The sequence below is a fragment of the Neobacillus piezotolerans genome, from assembly GCF_003362805.1.
GTDB classification, from domain to species: Bacteria; Bacillota; Bacilli; order Bacillales; family Cytobacillaceae; genus Bacillus_D; species Bacillus_D piezotolerans.
In genome coordinates, this window is record NZ_QNQT01000002.1 from 494707 (window position 1) to 515256 (window position 20550).

Annotated in this window: 20 protein-coding genes; 15 read left to right on the forward strand and 5 right to left on the reverse strand. The window is 49.2% G+C overall.

What is annotated here, in order from left to right:
- Positions 1-183: 183 nt before the first annotated feature.
- From DRW41_RS07405 to DRW41_RS07445, 10 genes are all read left to right on the forward strand, one after another.
- On the forward strand, positions 184-1029 hold the full coding sequence (locus DRW41_RS07405; protein ID WP_115451333.1) for an STAS domain-containing protein: 846 nt from the start codon (positions 184-186) through the stop codon (positions 1027-1029).
- 34 nt (positions 1030-1063) lie between these two features.
- Complete coding sequence (locus DRW41_RS07410; RefSeq protein ID WP_115451334.1) at positions 1064-1297, forward strand: CsbA family protein; 234 nt, start codon at positions 1064-1066, stop codon at positions 1295-1297.
- 451 nt (positions 1298-1748) lie between these two features.
- Positions 1749-3728, forward strand: a complete 1980-nt coding sequence (uvrB, locus tag DRW41_RS07415) for an excinuclease ABC subunit UvrB (RefSeq protein ID WP_115451335.1) — start codon at positions 1749-1751, stop codon at positions 3726-3728.
- A gap of 7 nt (positions 3729-3735) precedes the next feature.
- Entirely contained in the window at positions 3736-6618 is a 2883-nt protein-coding gene (gene uvrA, locus DRW41_RS07420) for an excinuclease ABC subunit UvrA (RefSeq protein WP_115451336.1), read from the forward strand.
- Between the two features lie 317 nt (positions 6619-6935).
- Complete coding sequence (locus DRW41_RS22915; protein ID WP_181884457.1) at positions 6936-7076, forward strand: hypothetical protein; 141 nt, start codon at positions 6936-6938, stop codon at positions 7074-7076.
- A 62-nt stretch (positions 7077-7138) separates the two neighbouring features.
- Complete coding sequence (locus DRW41_RS07425; protein ID WP_115451337.1) at positions 7139-8083, forward strand: ABC transporter permease subunit; 945 nt, start codon at positions 7139-7141, stop codon at positions 8081-8083.
- On the forward strand, positions 8083-8994 hold the full coding sequence (locus tag DRW41_RS07430; RefSeq protein WP_181884458.1) for an ABC transporter permease subunit: 912 nt from the start codon (positions 8083-8085) through the stop codon (positions 8992-8994). Before DRW41_RS07425 ends, DRW41_RS07430 begins: the two co-directional genes overlap by 1 nt.
- A 69-nt stretch (positions 8995-9063) precedes the next feature.
- The gene (locus DRW41_RS07435; RefSeq protein WP_115451339.1) at positions 9064-9372 is read left to right on the forward strand and encodes a magnetosome magnetite crystal formation protein family; all 309 of its coding nucleotides are present in this window, start codon (positions 9064-9066) and stop codon (positions 9370-9372) included.
- Positions 9373-9472: 100 nt separating this feature from the next.
- Positions 9473-10597: a DUF4097 family beta strand repeat-containing protein gene (locus tag DRW41_RS07440; protein ID WP_115451340.1), complete on the forward strand. Its 1125-nt coding sequence runs from the start codon at positions 9473-9475 to the stop codon at positions 10595-10597.
- 106 nt (positions 10598-10703) lie between these two features.
- Positions 10704-11060: a phage holin family protein gene (locus DRW41_RS07445; RefSeq protein ID WP_115451341.1), complete on the forward strand. Its 357-nt coding sequence runs from the start codon at positions 10704-10706 to the stop codon at positions 11058-11060.
- Positions 11061-11157: 97 nt separating this feature from the next.
- Here the strand turns inward: DRW41_RS07445 and DRW41_RS07450 are convergent, their stop codons facing one another.
- The 5 genes from DRW41_RS07450 to nagA form a co-directional block, all read right to left on the reverse strand.
- On the reverse strand, positions 11158-11955 hold the full coding sequence (locus tag DRW41_RS07450) for an N-acetylmuramoyl-L-alanine amidase (protein ID WP_115451342.1): 798 nt from the start codon (positions 11953-11955) through the stop codon (positions 11158-11160).
- A 117-nt stretch (positions 11956-12072) separates the two neighbouring features.
- Positions 12073-12399 carry a YnfA family protein gene (locus DRW41_RS07455; RefSeq protein ID WP_115451343.1) on the reverse strand — a complete coding sequence of 109 codons (327 nt, stop codon included), beginning with the start codon at positions 12397-12399 and terminating at the stop codon, positions 12073-12075.
- A 128-nt stretch (positions 12400-12527) separates the two neighbouring features.
- Entirely contained in the window at positions 12528-13259 is a 732-nt protein-coding gene (locus DRW41_RS07460) for a GntR family transcriptional regulator (protein ID WP_115451344.1), read from the reverse strand.
- 12 nt (positions 13260-13271) lie between these two features.
- Complete coding sequence (nagB, locus tag DRW41_RS07465) at positions 13272-13997, reverse strand: glucosamine-6-phosphate deaminase (RefSeq protein ID WP_115451345.1); 726 nt, start codon at positions 13995-13997, stop codon at positions 13272-13274.
- Positions 13998-14065: 68 nt separating this feature from the next.
- Entirely contained in the window at positions 14066-15262 is a 1197-nt protein-coding gene (nagA, locus tag DRW41_RS07470; RefSeq protein ID WP_115451346.1) for an N-acetylglucosamine-6-phosphate deacetylase, read from the reverse strand.
- A 177-nt stretch (positions 15263-15439) separates the two neighbouring features.
- Here nagA and hprK point away from each other — a divergent pair, with 177 nt between their 5' ends.
- The 5 genes from hprK (at position 15440) to DRW41_RS07495 (ending at position 20043) form a co-directional block, all read left to right on the forward strand.
- On the forward strand, positions 15440-16375 hold the full coding sequence (hprK, locus tag DRW41_RS07475) for an HPr(Ser) kinase/phosphatase (protein ID WP_115451347.1): 936 nt from the start codon (positions 15440-15442) through the stop codon (positions 16373-16375).
- Between the two features lie 48 nt (positions 16376-16423).
- Positions 16424-17248, forward strand: coding sequence for a prolipoprotein diacylglyceryl transferase (gene lgt, locus DRW41_RS07480; RefSeq protein WP_115451348.1), 825 nt, complete (start codon positions 16424-16426; stop codon positions 17246-17248).
- 655 nt (positions 17249-17903) lie between these two features.
- Positions 17904-18845: a nucleoside recognition domain-containing protein gene (locus DRW41_RS07485; RefSeq protein ID WP_115451349.1), complete on the forward strand. Its 942-nt coding sequence runs from the start codon at positions 17904-17906 to the stop codon at positions 18843-18845.
- On the forward strand, positions 18842-19489 hold the full coding sequence (gene ppaX, locus DRW41_RS07490; RefSeq protein WP_115451350.1) for a pyrophosphatase PpaX: 648 nt from the start codon (positions 18842-18844) through the stop codon (positions 19487-19489). The genes DRW41_RS07485 and ppaX overlap by 4 nt, the downstream gene beginning before the upstream one ends.
- Positions 19486-20043 (forward strand): acyltransferase, encoded by a 558-nt coding sequence (locus DRW41_RS07495; RefSeq protein WP_115451351.1) that lies wholly within the window; start codon positions 19486-19488, stop codon positions 20041-20043. Before ppaX ends, DRW41_RS07495 begins: the two co-directional genes overlap by 4 nt.
- Positions 20044-20550 lie beyond the last annotated feature (507 nt).

Here is a 20550-nt window from a genome sequence, read left to right on the forward strand (position 1 = left end):
ATTGGTTCACCTGAACTAAGCAAAAACCGCTGCTTATGGAAGGTTCACTGTATCATTACCCGATTTTTCCGCGCGGCCACCCTGTCGACCCAGCGTAAATTTAAAACAGGCACCCCTTAATGCAAATTAAAGCTGTTTCAGGTATGATAGAATAGAGAATTACAAACGTTTACGGGGGGAACCATGAAAGACTTAGACCGTGCACTTTATACTTATCTACTCTCCCATTCTTCCGAGATGACGGAGGAGTGGCTAAGCCGCAGGAATGAAAAAACAGGTTCGCCTTACTCTGTTGATGCATCCCCTGAGCTCATAAATAAGCTCCGCGAACGAAACAGGCTTTTCATTGAAGGGATAACCAAGGTTTTTATAGAGGAAGAAGAGGAATTCAAAAGGGGCATCATCCCCTGGACCCGTATGGTTTCGGAGGACAGGGTGAACACGGGCGTACCGCTCCACATGGTGATTGAGCAATTCGGGATCTTCCGGAGCGTCATCTTACTGTTTATCGAAAATTTCGCGCATGAATCCGAGGAAGAACTCGCCTTCGAAGACATTTTCCGCTGGTCAAGGCAAATCAACTTCGCCTTTGACAAAGTCATTGATTTATTTACCAAGCATTATTACGAAGTCTACAACAAGCAGATTTCCGAAAAGGAAAAAATCATCTACGAACTGAGCTCTCCGGTCATCCCTGTAGCAAAGGGCACCGGCGTATTGCCGCTCATCGGGGAAATCGACCTGGACCGGGCCTCCGATATCCTGGAATCCGTCCTGAACCAAAGCGCCGCGATGCGCATCAACAAGCTCGTCATTGACATGTCAGGCGTACCTGAAATGGACACGGCCGTCGCATGTGAGTTATCAAAATTATTCAAGGGATTGAACATGATTGGCATCCGCGCGATCCTTTCCGGTATTAGGCCAGAAGTCGCCCAGGCCGCCGTCACCCTGGGAATTAACTTTAACAATACCGAATTCGAACCGGACCTGGCCGCGGCATTGACGAAGCTCAACTGGCTAAACTGACGCAATAAACCAATTAGAAAGGGGGGGGTAAAAGGTGATTCAATATCTATCGGCATTCTTCCTACCAGGCTTGGCGGTCATGCTGTTCGCAAGGGTCACCTACAACCGTGTCATCGGACTCGCCCTGACAGTCGGCCTCATTGCCGCCTCCGTCTATAAAGGCTATACAAACAGCTGGGGGCTCATCATCGTCGATGCCTTCTCGCTAACGGCGGGCTTCTGGGCCGCTTCGCTATTAATCCCGAAACCAACCGAAAAAAAAGCCTGATTCCCCGCCAGAGACTCTTCGGCGGTTTTTTTTTCGTAGCCCCGTCCGTCCCGGGCAATTTTTGAAAAATTGGCCACCGCTCCTTGTTGCCCGCGAAAATTTGGCTTGCATACCCCGCAATTTTGCCATTTTTATAAAAAAACTCCCGATAAAAGCAGGAAACCCAAAAATTTAATCGAATATTTGTTCGTATAAAGTTGGTTTGCATCCTCTCCTTTGTGGTAGAATGTTTTTATAAGATTTTTGGCAATGCCGGAATTGTAAATTCCGGCATCCTTTCAGTTTGTCCAGACAGGCCATAGCCGGTTTGAAGGCAACCCTGTGCCGGGCATACTGTTCAATATATGAATGGCGGCGAATGGCCCGCCCATACACCAACTTGTTTAGTGACGAAACCATACATCTTGTTTGCCGATAGACGACTTATTTTAAGAATTGGAGGTTCTGAAACGTGAAGAACCAATTTGAATTAGTGTCCAAATACAAGCCGGAGGGAGACCAGCCGGAAGCCATTAAAAAGCTTGTCGACGGCATTTACAAAAATAAGCGCGTGCAGACACTCCTCGGCGCGACGGGTACGGGCAAGACGTTTACCGTTTCCAATGTCATCAAGGAGGTAAACAAACCGACCCTGGTAATCGCCCACAACAAGACACTCGCCGGACAGCTGTACAGTGAGTTCAAGGAATTTTTCCCAAACAACGCCGTCGAGTATTTTGTCAGTTACTATGATTACTACCAGCCGGAGGCCTATGTGCCCCAGACTGATACATTCATTGAAAAAGACGCGAGCATCAATGATGAAATTGACAAGCTTCGCCACTCGGCTACTTCTTCTTTATTCGAACGGCGAGACGTTATTATCATCGCTTCTGTTTCGTGCATTTATGGTTTGGGTTCTCCGGAAGAATACAAGGAAATGGTGCTCAGCCTCCGGACCGGAATGGAAATCGAACGGAACAAGCTGCTCCATAAGCTCGTCGACATCCAGTATGCCCGGAACGACATCGACTTCAAGCGGGGGACCTTCAGGGTAAGGGGCGATGTTGTCGAGATTTTCCCGGTGTCAAAAGACGAGCATTGCGTCCGCGTCGAGTTTTTTGGAGACGAGGTTGAACGCATCCGTGAAGTCGACGCCCTGACAGGCGAAATCATCGGCGAGCGCAGCCATGTCGCTATCTTCCCGGCTTCCCACTTCGTTACGAGGGAAGCGAAGCTGAGGCTCGCTATTGATAATATCGAAAAAGAGCTGGAAGAACGGTTGCAGGAACTCCGTGCCGAGGAAAAATTGCTGGAAGCCCAGCGCCTCGAGCAGAGGACCCGCTATGACCTCGAAATGATGAGGGAAATGGGCTTTTGCTCAGGCATCGAAAACTATTCCCGCCATTTGACGCTCAGGCCGCCTGGCTCGACGCCATACACGCTTCTCGACTATTTTCCGGACGATTTTATGATTGTCGTCGACGAGTCCCATGTTACGCTGCCGCAAATCAGGGGTATGTTTAATGGAGACCAGGCCCGGAAGCAGGTGCTGATTGACCATGGATTCCGCCTGCCGTCCGCGCTTGATAATCGTCCGCTGAAATTCGAGGAATTCGAGCAGCATATCAATCAGCTTATCGCCGTTTCGGCGACGCCGGGACCGTATGAAATCGAACATACGCCGGAAATGGTCGAACAAATCATCCGGCCGACCGGGCTATTGGATCCATTGATTGATGTTCGCCCGATTGAAGGGCAAATTGACGACCTGATCGGCGAAATCAACGAGCGGGTCAAGCGGAACGAGCGCGTCCTTGTGACGACTTTGACGAAAAAGATGTCCGAGGACCTGACCGATTATCTGAAGGAGATCGGCATTAAAGTGCAATACCTGCACTCAGAAGTTAAGACTCTGGAACGGATTGAAATCATCCGGGAACTCCGTCTTGGCAAATATGATGTGCTTGTTGGGATCAACCTGCTCCGGGAAGGCCTCGATATTCCGGAAGTGTCGCTTGTCGCCATCCTTGATGCCGACAAGGAAGGCTTCCTCCGTTCCGAGCGTTCACTGATCCAGACAATCGGCCGCGCGGCGCGGAACGAACGCGGGCACGTTATCATGTATGCGGATAAGATGACCAATTCCATGCAGATTGCGATTGAAGAAACGAAGCGCCGCCGCGCCATCCAGGAAGAATACAACAGGAAGCACGGTATTACGCCGATGACGATTCAAAAAGACATACGCGCCGCCATACGCGCCACGCAGGCCGCCGAGGAAGGCGAAGCGTATTCACCGGCGAAATCACTCGCCAAGCTGGCCAAAAAGGACCGCGAGCGCGTAATTGCCGATATGGAAAAAGAAATGAAGGAAGCAGCAAAGGCGCTCAACTTCGAGCGCGCCGCCGAGCTTCGCGATTTAATTCTAGAGTTAAAAGCGGAAGGATGACTCATACATGGCAATGGATAAACTAGTTGTGAAAGGCGCCAGAGCCCATAACTTAAAAAATATCGATGTCACCATTCCGAGAGATAAGCTTGTCGTTTTGACAGGACTTTCCGGATCCGGAAAGTCCTCGCTTGCCTTCGACACCATTTATGCAGAAGGGCAGCGCCGCTATGTCGAATCGCTGTCCGCCTATGCCCGTCAGTTCCTTGGGCAAATGGACAAGCCGGATGTCGATGCAATCGAGGGCCTTTCGCCGGCGATATCGATCGACCAGAAAACAACAAGCAGGAATCCGCGGTCTACTGTCGGGACGGTTACAGAAATTCATGATTATTTAAGGCTTCTTTTTGCCCGTGTAGGGCGCCCCGTATGCCCGAACCATGGAATTGAGATATCATCCCAAACGATTGAGCAAATGGTCGACCGGATCTTGGAATACCCTGAACGGACGAGGCTGCAGGTCCTCGCGCCGGTCGTGTCGGGCAGGAAAGGGACTCATGTCCAGGTGCTTGAAGATATAAAGAAACAGGGATTCGTCCGCGTCCGAGTTGACGGGGAAATGGTTGATTTAAGCGACGAAATTGCTTTGGAAAAAAATAAGAAACACTCGATCGACGTTGTCGTAGACCGTGTCGTTGTAAAAGAAGGAATCGCGGCCAGACTCGCGGACTCACTTCAAACTGCGCTTCAGCTTGGGGATGGGAAGGTTGTCATCGACGTCATTGGCGAAGAGGAACTGCTGTTCAGCGAACACCATGCCTGCCCAATCTGCGGATTCTCCATCGGCGAACTCGAACCGAGGATGTTTTCGTTCAACAGCCCGTTCGGCGCCTGTCCTGAATGTGACGGGTTAGGTGCAAAAATGGAGGTCGATCCGGACCTTGTTATCCCGAACAAGGAACTGACCTTGAATCAAAATGCAGTTGCCGCATGGGAATCTGTTTCTTCGCAATATTATCCGCAGCTTCTGAAGGCTGTCAGCGACCATTACGGCATCGATATGGATGTTCCGGTAAAGGACTTGCCTAAAAACCAGATGGACCGGATTTTATATGGATCGGAAGGCAAAAAAATCTATTTCCGTTACCGGAATGATTTTGGCCAGGTAAAGGATGGCTATATCGTATTTGAAGGCGTCCTGCGCAATGTCGAGCGCCGCTTCAAGGAAACAAGTTCCGACTGGATCCGCGAACAGATGGAAAAGTACATGGGACAACAGGCTTGCCCAACCTGCCATGGATACAGGCTGAAGAAAGAAACACTGGCTGTCCTTATTACAGGCAAGCATATTGGAGAAGTAAGCGAGCTTTCTGTCGAGGAAGCAAAGCGATTTTTCCAATCCCTTGACCTGACTGAAAAAGAAAAACAGATTGCAAGACTCATTCTCCAGGAAATCAATGAGCGGCTCGGCTTTTTGGTGAATGTCGGCCTGGATTATCTGAATTTGAGCAGAGCGGCCGGAACGCTTTCCGGCGGTGAAGCCCAGCGGATTAGGCTCGCAACACAAATTGGCTCGCGTCTGACCGGGGTACTCTATATTCTTGATGAGCCGTCAATAGGCCTTCACCAGCGCGATAATGATAAACTAATCAGCACATTGCAGAGCATGCGTGATATCGGAAATACCTTAATCGTTGTTGAGCACGACGAAGATACGATGCTCGCTGCCGATTACTTGGTCGATATCGGTCCGGGTGCCGGGGTTCATGGCGGAAAGATTGTTTCAGCTGGAACGCCCGAGGAAGTGATGAACGATCCGGCGTCATTGACTGGCCAATATTTGGCCGGCAAAAAGTTCATTCCGCTTCCGATCGAACGGCGCAAGCCGGATGGCCGATTTATTGAAATTAAGGGCGCTGCCGAGAACAATCTGAAAAATGTCTCTGTCAAGTTTCCGCTTGGCGTGTTTCAGGCTGTCACCGGCGTTTCCGGTTCGGGAAAAAGTACGCTAGTAAATGAAATTCTTCATAAGTCACTTGCCCAAAAACTTCAAAGGGCCAAAACGAAGCCCGGTGCTCACAAAAGCATCAAGGGCATCGAGCACCTTGAAAAAGTAATCGATATCGACCAGTCGCCAATCGGCCGGACACCACGTTCCAACCCGGCAACGTACACTGGGGTATTTGATGATATCCGCGATTTATTTGCGAGTACAAATGAAGCGAAGGTGCGCGGCTACAAGAAGGGGCGTTTCTCCTTCAACGTCAAGGGAGGACGCTGTGAGGCCTGCCGCGGCGATGGCATCATCAAAATTGAGATGCACTTTTTGCCGGATGTTTATGTGCCATGCGAGGTATGCCACGGGAAACGATACAATCGTGAGACACTCGAAGTGAAATACAAAGGCAAAAATATCTCTGACATCCTTGATATGACCGTAGATGACGCAGTTGAGTTTTTTGCCAATCATCCAAAAATCAGCCGCAAACTCCAGACGATTGCCGATGTCGGCCTTGGCTATGTGACACTAGGCCAGCCAGCGACAACTCTGTCCGGCGGGGAAGCGCAGCGGGTTAAACTTGCCTCCGAATTGCACAGGCGCTCAAACGGCAAGACAATGTATATCCTCGATGAGCCGACTACCGGCCTGCACGTCGATGATATCTCCCGCTTGCTGAGCGTCCTGCAGCGCCTGGTGGAAAACGGGGACACGGTCCTTGTCATCGAGCACAACCTTGATGTCATAAAAACGGCCGATTATCTCGTCGACCTTGGCCCTGAAGGCGGCGACAAAGGTGGAACGATTGTGGCAACCGGAACGCCCGAGCAGGTAGCGGAAGTCCCTGAATCGCATACCGGCCGTTATCTAAAGCCAATCCTCGAACGCGACCGCGCCAGGATGCTAAAACAAGTCGAAGGTACGGAAAAACAAACAGCTAAAGTAAGATAGGAAAAACGGGATCGCCCATTTTAAGGGAGGTCCCGTTTTTCGTGTTTGGAGACAAATATTCTTAAACGAGGTTTTGTATCCTTTTTTTCTTCCAAATCGTCAACTAAATAGGAATGCCCAGTAAAATCTAACCTTTTGGCAAACTATATTTTTGTTTTTGTTGCATCTTTCTACCAAAATTGTAACAATTATGAAGTTTATGTAAAATAAATAAAACAAAAAAAACAGATGGAGCTTAACCAAAACTGAACTAGCTCTGTAAAAAAGGGTCTATATAGGTTGAAATAAATTTTTTCACAATAAGTTTGGAATCTTAGTTGATTGTAGCGGAAGGCACCGACTCCTGCGGGATGCAGCGGCAAGGTGGAGACCCCACAGGCGCTAGCGCCGAGGAGGCTCCACTGACGCCCCGCGGAAAGCGTGTGCCTGGAGCGGAAATCAACCGCAAGGTTTATTAGAATAAAATTTTTGATTTAACCTATCTAGATGCTATTTTCAATCCTAGGGGGATGTGAGAAAGATGTTGAAATTTTTAGTTACGCAGGGAGTAATCTGGGTTTTTGTGATGGCTCTTTTCTTGGCGCTGTTATTTTTACCAAGGGATATCATCTATAAGGAAGGCCGTGCGGGGAAATTCCTTGGGGCGAATTACGAATATTCCCTTGAGAAGCATGCCGGGCAATTCAAGGAATTCTTTGCATATATCAAGGAAAACAAAGGCCTGGGGGATGTAATGGAAGGCCATTCGCGGGTTGACAGCATAAAGCGCACATTCCTAAAGAGTATGAAAATCGCCATTCCGGCTTTATTCATCGGCCTTTTTGGCGGTGTGGCCAAGGGCGTTTTCGATTACCGGATCAGGAACAGGAAGACTAGGATATTCGGTGAAACATTGTCCAGGTTTTTTCTTTCGATTCCAGACCTGTTTTTAATCATAATGATCCAAATTGGCGTCATGACAGCGTACAGTTGGGGCCTTCTGCCTTACATGAGGGTTTACGGAAGCGACACGATGAGCACGACGATTCTCGGAATCATTTATCTTTCTATCTATCCGGTTTTTTACATTGCGAACATAACGTTTTTAAGCATCCGCGATGAGCAGGCAATGGATTATATCAAGACAGCTTTTTCTAAAGGGACATCTTCATTAAAGGTTCTCTACACGCATGTATTGAAGAATTGCTTTCCGAAAATCCTCAGCCACACGAATACGATTACCCTTTATACACTTTCAAATTTATTTATCGTTGAATTCCTGACGAATTACCGGGGCGCGGCCTACTTCTTTTTCCAATCCGTCGCCTCGCCATTCGTTTTTGCGATTGGCCAGCAGCAATATCCAATCAATATTTACAGTGCCGCGGGGTACATCTTCCTGTTTACATCGGTTATTTTCCTGTCCAAAATAATCAGCGAAATTGGAAAAAACCTTCTGTCTCCGCTTGAAAGGAATGAATCATGATGAAGAAAAACTGGAGGCTTTGGACAGGTGCCTTATTTCTCGTCCTCTTGGGTGTCATCGCTGTGGCCGGACCGCATTTGCCATTTGTAGATACGGAACTGAAGGAAATTGGAGCAATCAGGACGGATGAAGGGAAATTTATCCTTGTTCCATTCCCGCCAATGGAGGGATATCCATTGGGAAGCACCCATAAAGGGGTCGATATCCTGAGCCTGCTCATTATGGGCACAGGAGAAACACTCAAGATTGTCCTGAGTGTTGTCGCGCTCCGTTACGTGCTCGCGGTCCCGCTTGCGGTTGCAGGTTTTTATTCCAAATTTATGGAAGGGGTCATGAATGGCTGGCAACAGCTCTTTTCATTCATGCCGCCAATTTTCTTTGTATCGTTTTTTTCCGGCCTGCCGTTTATCTTTTTCTCTGAATGGAGGCCCGTTTATATGATTCTAATCCTTGCCCTGTTGGAAACGGGGCGGGCCGCGGAAATTATCCACACGCATTTGCGGGATACCGAGAAACGGCCATATATCGAAGCTGGGATTGTATCAGGATGTTCACCGTATACATTGTTCAGGAATTATTATCTGCCTGTCGTCATACCAAATATTATTGTAATGGTTATAAATGATATCGGCAGGACGCTTTTCCTGCTTGCCCAGCTTGGCATCGTTTTTATTTTCATCAGCCAGAAATTCATGATGAACGAATGGGGAACGGCTTATGAAGTTGTCAACACCTCGCCAACCTGGCCGATGATCTTCACCTCAATCCTTGATGATGTACGAATCTACAAATGGATTCCGTTTGCGGGGATTGGCGCGATTGGACTCACCCTTCTTTTCATCAACCTGTTCGCGGGCGGGCTGCAGCGCTACTTTGAAAGCAGGCATCGGACGGCGAGGTATGATTTGTGATATAAAAATAAATCGTCCCTGAAACTTTTTAGGTAAAGGCCCGTAATAAAGGGAAGGGAGGCTGGTGTTATGGATACAAGGAAAATCCTGTCCGGGTTATGCTATTTCAGCATCTTTTTTGCACCATTCCTGTTTCCGATTGTCGTTTATTTTGTAGCGGATGATTCAATCACGAAGGAACACGCCAAGAAGGCATTGTTATCGCATCTAATACCATTCGCGGCGATTCCGATTGCGATGCTAGGTGCGATGGCGGGTGCCGGGTCAGATGCGGGATTTGTGATTGCGATACTCGGGATGGGCGTGTATGGTATCCTGTCGGTAGGCGTAATCATCTGGAATGTTGTGAAAGGCATAAAAGCAATCCAGGAACTTTAGACTGTAAGAACTTTGCAAAACGGTATTAAAAACACACATCCCTGTTTTGGCTGATTCTTTAAATTTATGTGAAGGAATAGTGGAGGAAGGGGAGTTAATTGTGAAGGATGAACGGAGAAGGATTTTGGAAATGGTCGAGCGAGGCAGTTTATCTGCGGTGGAAGCCATTACACTGCTTGAGGAGCTTGAAAAGTCAACCCAGTCCGCCGGCCAGAGGGAGCAGGAGTTGAGGAATGAGCTTTCTGTAGTCGTGCATGAGGATTCTGGTAGCAAAAGGGCAAGCGAGGAGCCGTACAGGTCGCAAACATCTAAGGATAAGCTTTTTGAACTTCTGGACACCGCGATTAAAAAAATCAAGGAATTGGATTTGGATTTCAATTTTGGCCAATCGGTGGAGATTTCTCATATTTTCCACCAAAACGCCGTGAGCCTGACTGACATTGATATTAGCATTGCCAACGGCTCGCTGAAAATTGCGCCATGGGATCAGCCGAACGTCAGAGCCGAGTGCCAAGCACGGATTTACCGGGTTGAGAACCAGGATGATGCCAGGAAAACGCTCCTTGAAGCGGTTGTTTTCGATGTCGTCGAAGGAAGGCTTAGATTTTTAACAAACAATAAATGGATGAAAGTAGATACTGTCCTATATGTCCCGGATGCGTCATATGAGAAGGTCCGCGCCAAATTGTTCAACGGGCCGGTTACCGGGGAAAACCTTCGCGCCGCCGATGTAAAAGCAAAGACGGGCAGCGGAAAAATCTCCTTTAAAGGAATAAGCGGAAGAAAACTCGAAGCCGAGACGGGAAATGGACATATTAAACTTAAGGGCTGCGAGGTTGAAAAGATTGAGGCCGAAACGATCAATGGCGGCATCAAGCTGGATGGATCGTTCCATTCCGCCGATTTGAGAACCTTTACAGGTGGAATCACCTGTGAGATTCAAGGCGCGTGCGAGTTCCTATCGGCGAAAGCGGCGACCGGCGGCATTGACATTTATGTCCCGGAAGGCCAGGCGGTCGATGGCGAGTTAAGGTCCAATTTGGGCGGTTTCCAGGTTGACCTTGACAGGATTCAGCTTCTTGAAGAAAAGAGCGAAATGATCCAGAAAATGCTTCGCTTTAAAACGATTCAGCCTGATGGCGGGACATCCCGGATTATCGCCGAAACGAAAACCGGCGGAATCACTGTCAAAAAGGCGGATGCATCAAGGAAAGATGACCTTTAATTGGATTTAGCGCCATGACGACCCCATGCCATCAAGGATTTGGGGCGCGGCTTGAATTTTTTTAAAAAGATAAAGTCTTGATGGGTTACGAAAGGGTGGGCTAAAAATGAGATGGCTGATTGGAATAGGGATAAATGCGGTACTGTTCATGGCAATCGCGGGGTATTTTGACGATGAATTCCGGCTTTCAGGCTTTGGCGCCGCCATCGTTGCCAGTTTCCTGCTGTCAATCCTGAACGTGCTCGTAAGGCCAGTGCTCATTTTGCTCACCTTGCCGGCTACCATCCTGACACTCGGGCTGTTTTTGTTCGTGATCAATGCGGTGACTCTGCTGCTTACAGACGCGCTCATGGGGCCGGCATTCGATATTTCCGGCTTCGGCATGGCGCTCTTCGCGGCAGTCATCCTGTCATTGGTGAACATTATTATCCAGAAATTTGTATTGGATAAAAAGCGGAAATAGATTCCAAAAGAAAAAGCGCGGGCGGCCGCGCTTTTTTCGTTTGCCCACAGGTTGAAAGGCATTTGTTTAAAATTATTTAGGTTGTCCATTCCTGTTCTTATCCTTGAAAAACAAATGCGGTAAATCCATCTTCCTTTAATCTTTTTACAAGATCATCGGCATTTTCCTTTTTGGCAAAGGCGCCTGCCTGTACTTTATAAAGGGCATCTGTGTCCTTTGAAGTAAAGGCCTCGTATCCTTTTAAGGAAAGTTTTTTAACCAAATCGTCGGCGTTTCCTTTATCACGGAAAGCACCCGCCTGAACCCGATAAAGAGCTCCGCTGCCCGGCGCGGGCGCTGTCGGTTTCTTCTTCAATCCATAATGTTCGGCAATCCCGGATGCAATTGCCTTTCCGCATACCTGCCTATAGGAGTCGGAACGCAGAAGGGCCTCCTCTTCCGGGTTTGTCATGAATCCACATTCCGTAAGAATCGAGGTCATGTTCGTTTCGCGGAGGACATGGAAATTGGCCGTCTTTACGCCGCGGTCACGCCGACCGGTTTTCTCGACCAAATTTTTCTGAACCTTTAAGGCAAGCTCATAGGCATCCTTTGGTTTTGTAACGTAGACGAACGTATCCACCCCGTTCGCGCTGTTCCATGTATCCTGGTACGCATTTGCGTGAATCGCAATATAAGCATCAACCTTCAATTCATTTGCCTTGTCTGTCCGTTCCTGAAGAGGAACATCCCGGTCGTCCGAATGGGCAAAGTACACTGTAACGTCCAGATACGTTTCCAATTCCGTTTTCGTATAGGCAGCCACAGCCCTATTAAACTCATATTCCCGCATTCCCGAAGGGCTCCGCTTGCCCGCTGTCGAATACCCATGGCCAGCATCCAGCATAAACTTCATAAAATTATAACCCCCTTTCGTAACTCTTTCTCTAATTAAAATATGAAAAAGTTCCAAAGGTGGATATGGACAAGCAGCTATTTTTTATATGAAATTCCTTTAAAATAGCCATCATTTCTAGTGCCTAGGCGCCCACAGCATGATAAAAACGCCAACCAAACATATGGCGGCTCCCAGCCAGTCATAAAAGTCCGGTGTTTTCCGGTCGATCCCCCAGCCCCAAAGTACCGCCAGGATAATGAATACTCCCCCATAAGCGGCATATACGCGGCCGAACGAGGGGAAATTTTGCAGTGTAGGGATAACGCCATACACGACGAGGATGAGGCAGCCGAAAATCCCGTACATGAGAGGGCGGCCTTCCCTCAGCCAGAGCCAAACCAAATAGCCGCCGCCAATTTCCGCAAGGCCGGCAATGACGAATAAAAAAATAGCTGTAACCATTGTGGACCTCCATTTAAAAAATTCCTATACCCATTGTAATGGTGTAGGAGAATAAAACAAAAAAAGAGCCATTACAGCTCTTTCATCATCATTTATAGGAGGTTTGCGATCCGGCTGCCAAAACAGAGCTATTTGCCGCTCCGCCTCAGGTTATGGATAAATTTATAGCGGTCAGCCCGAAAGGCCGATTGGACGTATTCAAACGGGGTGCCATCACCCAGCCTTGACGTGCGGGTGATCAGAAGGATTGGCGAGCCTTCCTTAATGCCAAGATGGCCGGCGTCTACGGGTCCCGCTGCAGAGGCTTCAATTTCCTGGGTGGCATCAAGGATGGTCAGGCCGAGGACATCCTCAATATAACTGTATACAGAAAAAGCCGTCTGGTTTTCAGTGAGCCCGGGAACAAGCTGCTTTGGCATATAGACGGTTTCGATTGCCATCGGGATCCCATCCGCAAGCCGAATCCTTTTTATTTCATAAAGCAGTTCATTTTCCTGTACAGAAAGCGCATCGGCAATTGCCTGGTTAGCGGAGACAGCCGCGAACGAAAGAAGCCGATTTTCCGGTTTCATGCCCCGGGCGACCATATCCTCGGTAAAGCCAGTCAGCCCGAATAGCTCCTGCTCGATTTTGGGAGTGGAGACAAACGTGCCTTTTCCTTTTTGCCTGTATAAAATGCCGGCTGATACAAGATTGTTGATTGCTTGCCTGACAGTCATCCGGCTGATTTCATGCAATTCCGCGTATTCCCGTTCAGAAGGGATGCTGTCTCCCGGCTTGAGCGAACCCGCTGCAATTTCCTGCCGAATTAGCTCTTCAAGCTGGAAGTATAGGGGGATGCTCGATTTTTTGTTAACCATGGAACATTCTCCTTAAATCAGGCTGAGGGCATCCTCATCGGCAATGATTGTCACATTGCCATGTCGCTGCAATATGGAAGCCGGGAAGTCTTCGGTAACTTCCCCTTTAACGAGGCTGTAAAGCGCTTCTGCCTTTGACTTTCCGGTAGCGAGGAGGATAATTTCCTTGCTTTCAAGAATGGTTGCGATTCCCATCGTAATTGCCTTAGTCGGAACTTCCTCAGGGGAGGAGAAAAAGCGGGCGTTGTCCTTGATTGTATCCTCGGCGAGCGAGATGACATGCGTTCTGCTTTCAAAAGGAGTGCCCGGTTCATTGAAGGCAATATGGCCGTTGCGCCCGATTCCAAGCAGCTGAAGGTCGACTCCGCCGAGCGCGGCTATTTTCCTTTCATAATTGGCGCATTCCTCCTCAAGGTCAGCCGCCGATCCATCCGGAATGAAAGTCTGTTCCGGATTAATGTCCAGATGGTCAAATAGATTTGTTTTCATAAAAGAGTAGTAGCTGTTGGGGTCGGTTTTCGGCAGGCCGATATATTCGTCAAGGTTCACGGAAGACACCCTGCTGTAGGAAGTTCCCTTTTTCCTGTGATCCTCGATCAAATACTGGTAAGTTCCAACCGGCGTACCGCCCGTCGCGAGCCCAAGGACAATCTCCGGATTGGCGCGCACCTTTTCCGCGATCATTTCCCCGGCGGTTTTTGACATTTCCGTACTGTCTGCAACTTTAATAATTTTCATCCTAATCCCTCTTTCCAAATCTTTTTCTCTTCGCAAAAATTACACTTATTCCAAACTGTTGCGTGGCCTTAATTTCCTTTTTGATGCGTCAGTACGCCGCGGCACCAGGTGGCTTTGACATTCATGCCGGCATCAAGGACGACGAGGTCCGCATCCTTACCAGGAGCGATGCTGCCTTTTGTATCAAATATACCTATTTGCCTGGCCGGGTTGACGCTTGCCATCCGGACCGCATCAAGGAGGCTGATGCCGGAAAAATCAGCCGCGTTACGGACCGCTTCATTCATTTTTAAAATGCTCCCGGCAAGCGTTCCATCCGCCAAAACGGCGCGGCCATCCCCGACGGTCACGTCCTGGCCGCCGAGGTCATAGACGCCCGCATTCAGGCATTTCGCCCTCATTGAGTCTGTAACAAGGACCATTCCCTCAGGTCCTTTCGCCGAAACGGACAGCTTCACCATTTCAGGGGCGATATGGATTCCGTCGACAATCATTTCAACAAGCAGCTCCTTGAACAAGAGCGCCGCGCCGGCAGTACCAGGTTCGCGGTGGTGCATGCCGCGCATTCCGTTGTACAAATGGGTTACATGCTTAGCCCCTGCCTTGACCGCTTTTTCGACTTCTTCATAGACAGCGTCCGTATGGCCGATGGAGGCGACAACGCCGGTGCCCGCCAAATATTCGATGAACTTTGTTCCATTTTCTAGCTCAGGCGCCGTGGTGACAAGCTTGATTAAGCCTGCGGCGCTAGATTGCCAGTGTTTGAACAGGTCGATATCCGGATCGATGATGTATTCCCTTGGCTGGGCCCCGGCCCTTTTTGCGTTGATGAATGGCCCCTCCAGATGGATCCCGACAACTTCGGCCTTGCCGGGGCCGTTATCGGCTTCACAGTAACTCGCCGCATTTTTCAGCGCCTGCTCGATATTGCCATGTTCCTGGGTGATCGTCGTTGCCAGGAATGCGGTTGTTCCTTCCGCGGGCAGCGCCCCGGCAATTGTCCCAAGCGCTTCATGCGTTCCGTCCATTGTATCAGCCCCAGCCGCGCCATGTATATGGAGGTCAATAAACCCTGGAACGACCGTTTCCGATTCCTGGATTTCAAACACATCCGCATCCCGGTATTTTCCTTCGGCTTCAGCCAAAGGGCCAACCGCGGCGATTTTTCCATCCTCTATATAGACGAAATGATTTGTTTTAACTTCATTTTCAAAAACGATTCTGCCTTTGATTTTCAGTAAGGTGGCCACGATAACCAGCTCCATTCGCCTAAAATACGTTCTTCCTGCAATACCTTCAGTATACGTATTGCTGGATTAGTTGTCTATACCACAGGGCTGTGCCTTATTAAATGGGACAGCTTGATTTTGTTCCGGCCAAAAAAGTGCTAAAATAGATAGAATCTAGTGAATGGCTGCGCCAGAAGAGAAGGAGGAACGGCTTTGCTGAAAGTACGTACCAGGGATATATACGAGAAGTTTGACCTTGAACTCATTTGTGGCGAGGAAGGAATTGACAGGCCGATTACCACGAGCGACTTGTCCAGGCCGGGCATTGAGCTTGCCGGCTATTTTAATTATTATCCAGCCGAGCGCATCCAGCTGCTTGGGATGACCGAGCTGTCTTTTTTTGAAAAATTGCAGGGAAGCGACCGAGTCTTAAGGATGGAGCAGCTTTGCACGGATATTACACCTGCAATCATCATTACCCGGGGCCTTGAAGTTCCGGATGAATTAATAGAAGCAGCTGAGCGGGAATCCGTTCCGGTGCTGCGCACAAAATTCAAGACAACCCGTTTCTCCGGGAACCTGACTAATTTCCTGGAAAGCAGGCTCGCACCAACAACCGCGGTCCACGGCGTATTGGTAGACGTTTATGGAGTGGGGGTCCTGATTACCGGAAAGAGCGGCGTTGGTAAAAGTGAAACCGCGCTCGAACTCGTCAAACGCGGCCACCGGCTAGTCGCCGATGATTGTGTTGAAATTCGCCAGGAGGACCAGGATACGTTGATTGGTACATCGCCTGAGCTAATCGAGCATCTCCTCGAGATACGTGGACTCGGCATCATCAATGTGATGACGCTGTTTGGCGCTGGAGCCGTCCGTACCAACAAACAAATCATTTTAAATATTCACCTTGAAATTTGGGACCAAGATAAGCAATATGACCGCCTCGGCCTTGACGACGAAAAATTGAAAATCATCGATTCCGAAATTACGAAACTGACGGTTCCTGTCCGTCCTGGACGAAACCTGGCTGTCATCATCGAGGTTGCCGCTATGAACTTCCGGCTGAAGCGAATGGGCGTCAATGCGGCCAAGCAGTTTAGTGAAAAGCTTTCCGGCGTCATCCGGGAAGGCGGGCCGCAAGAGTTTTAAGGCTGCTTGCCAATTTTAATAAAAGAGAGATAAAAAAGGAGAATGAGAATGGAAGAAACGATTACACCGCTTAACCCGGTTGCGATCGACCTCGGCCCTATCCAAGTCCATTGGTACGGCATCATTATCGGAACCGGGCTCGCGCTGGCTTTATTTCTCGCCATGAGGGAAGGTGACCGCAGGGGGCTGCCAAAAGAAACCTTTTCCGACCTGCTTATCTGGGCAATCCCAATCGCGATTATTTCGGCGCGTATTTATTATGTTATTTTCCAATGGGATTATTACGCCCAAAACCCTGGTGACATCATAAAAATCTGGAACGGTGGAATCGCCATCTACGGAGCGCTGATCGGTTCCGTTTTGACAGCGTATTTCTTTACGAAAGCGCGGGGTATATCGTTCTGGAAGGTGGCTGATATCGCGGCGCCAAGCATCATCCTTGGCCAGGCAATCGGCCGCTGGGGAAATTTCATGAACCAGGAAGCCCATGGGGAAGAGGTTTCGCGGTCTTTCCTCGAAGGCCTGCACCTGCCGGACTGGATCATTAACCAAATGTATATTGAAGGGCACTACTACCATCCGACATTCCTGTACGAATCGCTCTGGAACTTCGCCGGCTTCGCGCTGCTGCTATTCCTGCGCCGCGTCAACCTGCGCCGCGGGGAGAGCTTTCTGGCATACGTTATCTGGTATTCAATTGGCCGTTTCTTCATCGAAGGGATGCGCACTGACAGCCTGATGCTCGGTGATATCAGGGTCTCGCAGCTGCTATCGATCGGTCTCATTCTGCTTGCCGTTGGATTGATCGTTTACCGGCGCAAAAATGGCCTTGCCGACGCCAGGTATCTTGATGACGACGGGAAAGGGAAGTAGTACGTTGGATTCAGCCCGGCAAAGCCGCCATTTAATTTGGAGACAGTTTGGATAGGGTTTTCCGTTTGAAAGTGTCATCATCGGGACACGAGGTAGTTGTGTACTCTCAGCTTCGAAGTCTGAATGAGGTGGGGATTTGGACAGCGAATCGAGTTTTATGAACTTCGGTGTCCAAATAAAGCCCGGATTTGGACAGCGAATGGAGTTTTCTGAGCTTAGGTGTCCAAATAAAGCATGGATTTGGACAGCAAATGGAGTTTTCGCAGCTTAGGTGTCCAAATAAAGCATGGATTTGGACAGCGAATGGAGTTTTCGCAGCTTTGGTGTCCAAATAAAGCATGGATTTGGACAGCGAATGGAGTTTTCGCAGCTTTGGTGTCCAAATAAAGCATGGATTTGGACAGCGAATAGAGTTTTCCGAGCTTTGGTGTCCAAATAAAGCATGGTTTGGACAGCGAATAGAGATTTCCGAGCTTCGGTGTCCAAATACAGGGAATTTAAACAGCAATTGAAGTTTTGTAATCCAGATTTTTCAAATGAATAAACATGTCTTCATCGAGTTTATGCAGACATGTTAGATAAGTCTATCAGCTTAAAACGATCTTCTAAATAAATTTGTCTACACACATCACGCACAAAGGGGAAAAGAGAAGCAATGCTGATCAACTCAATCAAAAAGGGCTTGCTCGTTGGCATAAAGACAACCTGGTCGCTGGGTAAAGTCATCTTTCCTGTCACTTTAGCCGTTTCAATATTGCAATATACGCCTCTTTTGGCATGGCTGATAAAAGCAATCGGCCCTTTGATGAAACTGATCGGCCTGCCCGGCGACGCGGCCATCCCGCTCGTCCTTGGCAATATTCTCAACCTGTACGCGGCAATCGGGGCGATCCTGACCCTCGACTTCAGCGTCAAGGAAGTGTTTATTCTCGCCGTCATGCTGAGTTTTTCGCATAATCTGCTTGTCGAGTCGACCGTTGCCCTCAAGGCGGGCGTAAAGCTCTGGGTTGTCCTGACGGTCAGGCTTGGACTGGCATTCGTTTCGGCCGCTGTCATCAACCTCGTTTGGCACGGAGGCGGAAGCCAGGCGGTTTACGGATTCATCCAGCAGAAGGCCGAACCAGCTTCAGGCGTCTTGAACATTCTTCTCGAAGCCGTCGAAAAAGCTGGCCTAGGCATCGTTCAGCTTGCCATGATCGTCATCCCGCTCATGGCCGCCATCCAAATCCTGAAGGACCTGCAATGGCTCGGCAAATTTTCAAAAACAATGGCGCCGATGACACGGACGCTCGGCATGAAGGAAAACACCTCCACGACAATGGCGGCGGGCCTTCTGTTCGGCCTTGCCTACGGGGCTGGCGTCATGATCCAGGCTGTAAAAGAGGATGGGGTCAGCAAAAAGGATGCCACGCTCGCATTCATTTTCCTCGTCTCCTGCCATGCCGTCGTCGAGGACACACTGATATTTATCCCGCTCGGCATTCCGGTCTGGCCGCTCCTACTTATTAGAATCGGCGTCGCCGTTCTCCTGACGCTAATCGTCGGCACGATCTGGAAGCAAACAGGTGTTATTAAAAGAAAGGAAGTTAACTTATGAAGTTTGCCAATGGAATAGATACAATCTTGTTTGACCTTGATGGAACCTTGATTGATACGAACGACCTGATCATCAACTCATTCATGCACACCCTTAACCGCTATTACCCAAATAAATACACTCGTGACGATGTTCTGCCGTTCATGGGCCCGACACTCCGGGAAACATTCGAACCGATGAACCCGGAAGCTGTCGAGGAAATGATCGCCACGTACCGTGACTTCAACCACGCCAACCATGACCTGCTCGTCAAGGAATTCACCGGCGTATTTGAAACGGTAAAGGCGCTGAAGGAAGGCGGCTACAAACTCGGCATCGTCACCACGAAAATGCACGATGTCGTCCTAAAGGGGCTGAAGCTCTCCAAGCTTGACCAATTTTTCGATGTCATCATCGCCCTTGACCATGTCACCAACGCAAAGCCCGACCCGGAACCGATCATGCTCGCCCTCGAGCAGCTTGGATCGAAACCGGAAACGGCTATCATGGTAGGCGACAACTACCACGACATTCTTGCAGGCAAAAACGCCGGCACGAAAACAGCCGCGGTCGCCTGGTCGTTAAAAGGCCGCGAATACCTCGAAAAGTTTGAACCGGATTTCATGCTTGAAAGCATGGCCGACATCCTGGAAATCGTGCAATGAGGCGCACGAAACGATACCCTGTCGAAGGCGCAAACTCCCTCTGGCAGGTATACAAAACGGTATCGTTCTGGAAAGTCGCCAAAAACTTCATCATAATCCAGATTGCTCGCTACACGCCGTTCATCGGAATGAAAAACTGGCTCTACCGGACATTCCTCGGAATGAAGGTCGGCGACAGGACCTCATTCGCCCTGATGGTCATGCCGGACACCATGTTCCCCGAGTTAATCAACGTCGGTCAGAATAGCGTCATCGGCTACAACACAACCATCCTTGCCCACGAATACCTGATCAAGGAATACAGGCTGGGCGAGGTCCATATCGGAAGCGAAGTCATGATCGGCGCCAACTCAACGATACTGCCCGGAGTCGTCATTGGCGACGGCGCCATCGTCTCGGCCGGCACCCTTGTCCACAAGGACGTCCCCGCCGGAAGCTTCGTCGGCGGCAACCCGATGCGCATCATCTACACCGCCGAACAACTCGCCCGGCGCTGGGCCGATGACCCGATATACGGCACCGGAGTAAGTGACCTTTCTGGAAAAAGGAACTAAGCCAGGCGCGCCTAGCCACTTAGGCTCCCAGAACCCTGTTCGGCTCAGGCCGTTCCGGAAACTGCCAAGCGCAGCTTCCGGAACGGCCTTTTTGCATGCGGCCTGGACTCACGTCCTATAAGCGGCCGCTTTGAAGTGAATGTTATTCACCCCCTTAATAAGAAAGGGGAGTGCCCCGTCCTATGCTAGCGCCCACTTTTTATCAGACTTCAGATGCTAGCAATCTGCTAGTTGACAGCTAGCGATTCACTGAGATTTTAAGTTTTATTGTGAGGTTTTGAAATTTTATCCTGAGGTTTTCATATTTTATATTGAAATTTCCTTGTTCTATCCTGAATTTCAATTTTTTACTTGTAGTTAAATCAATGCCACGTTTATCCACAAACTCAGTTCGTTCCCCGGAACCTTCCAACCTTCTTTAAAAAAAAATCAAATTCTTAATTTGTAAATCTCCCTGTTTTTAGAAGTTTCTGAGTTTGCACCCGCCCGGCCGAATTTGTGATATAC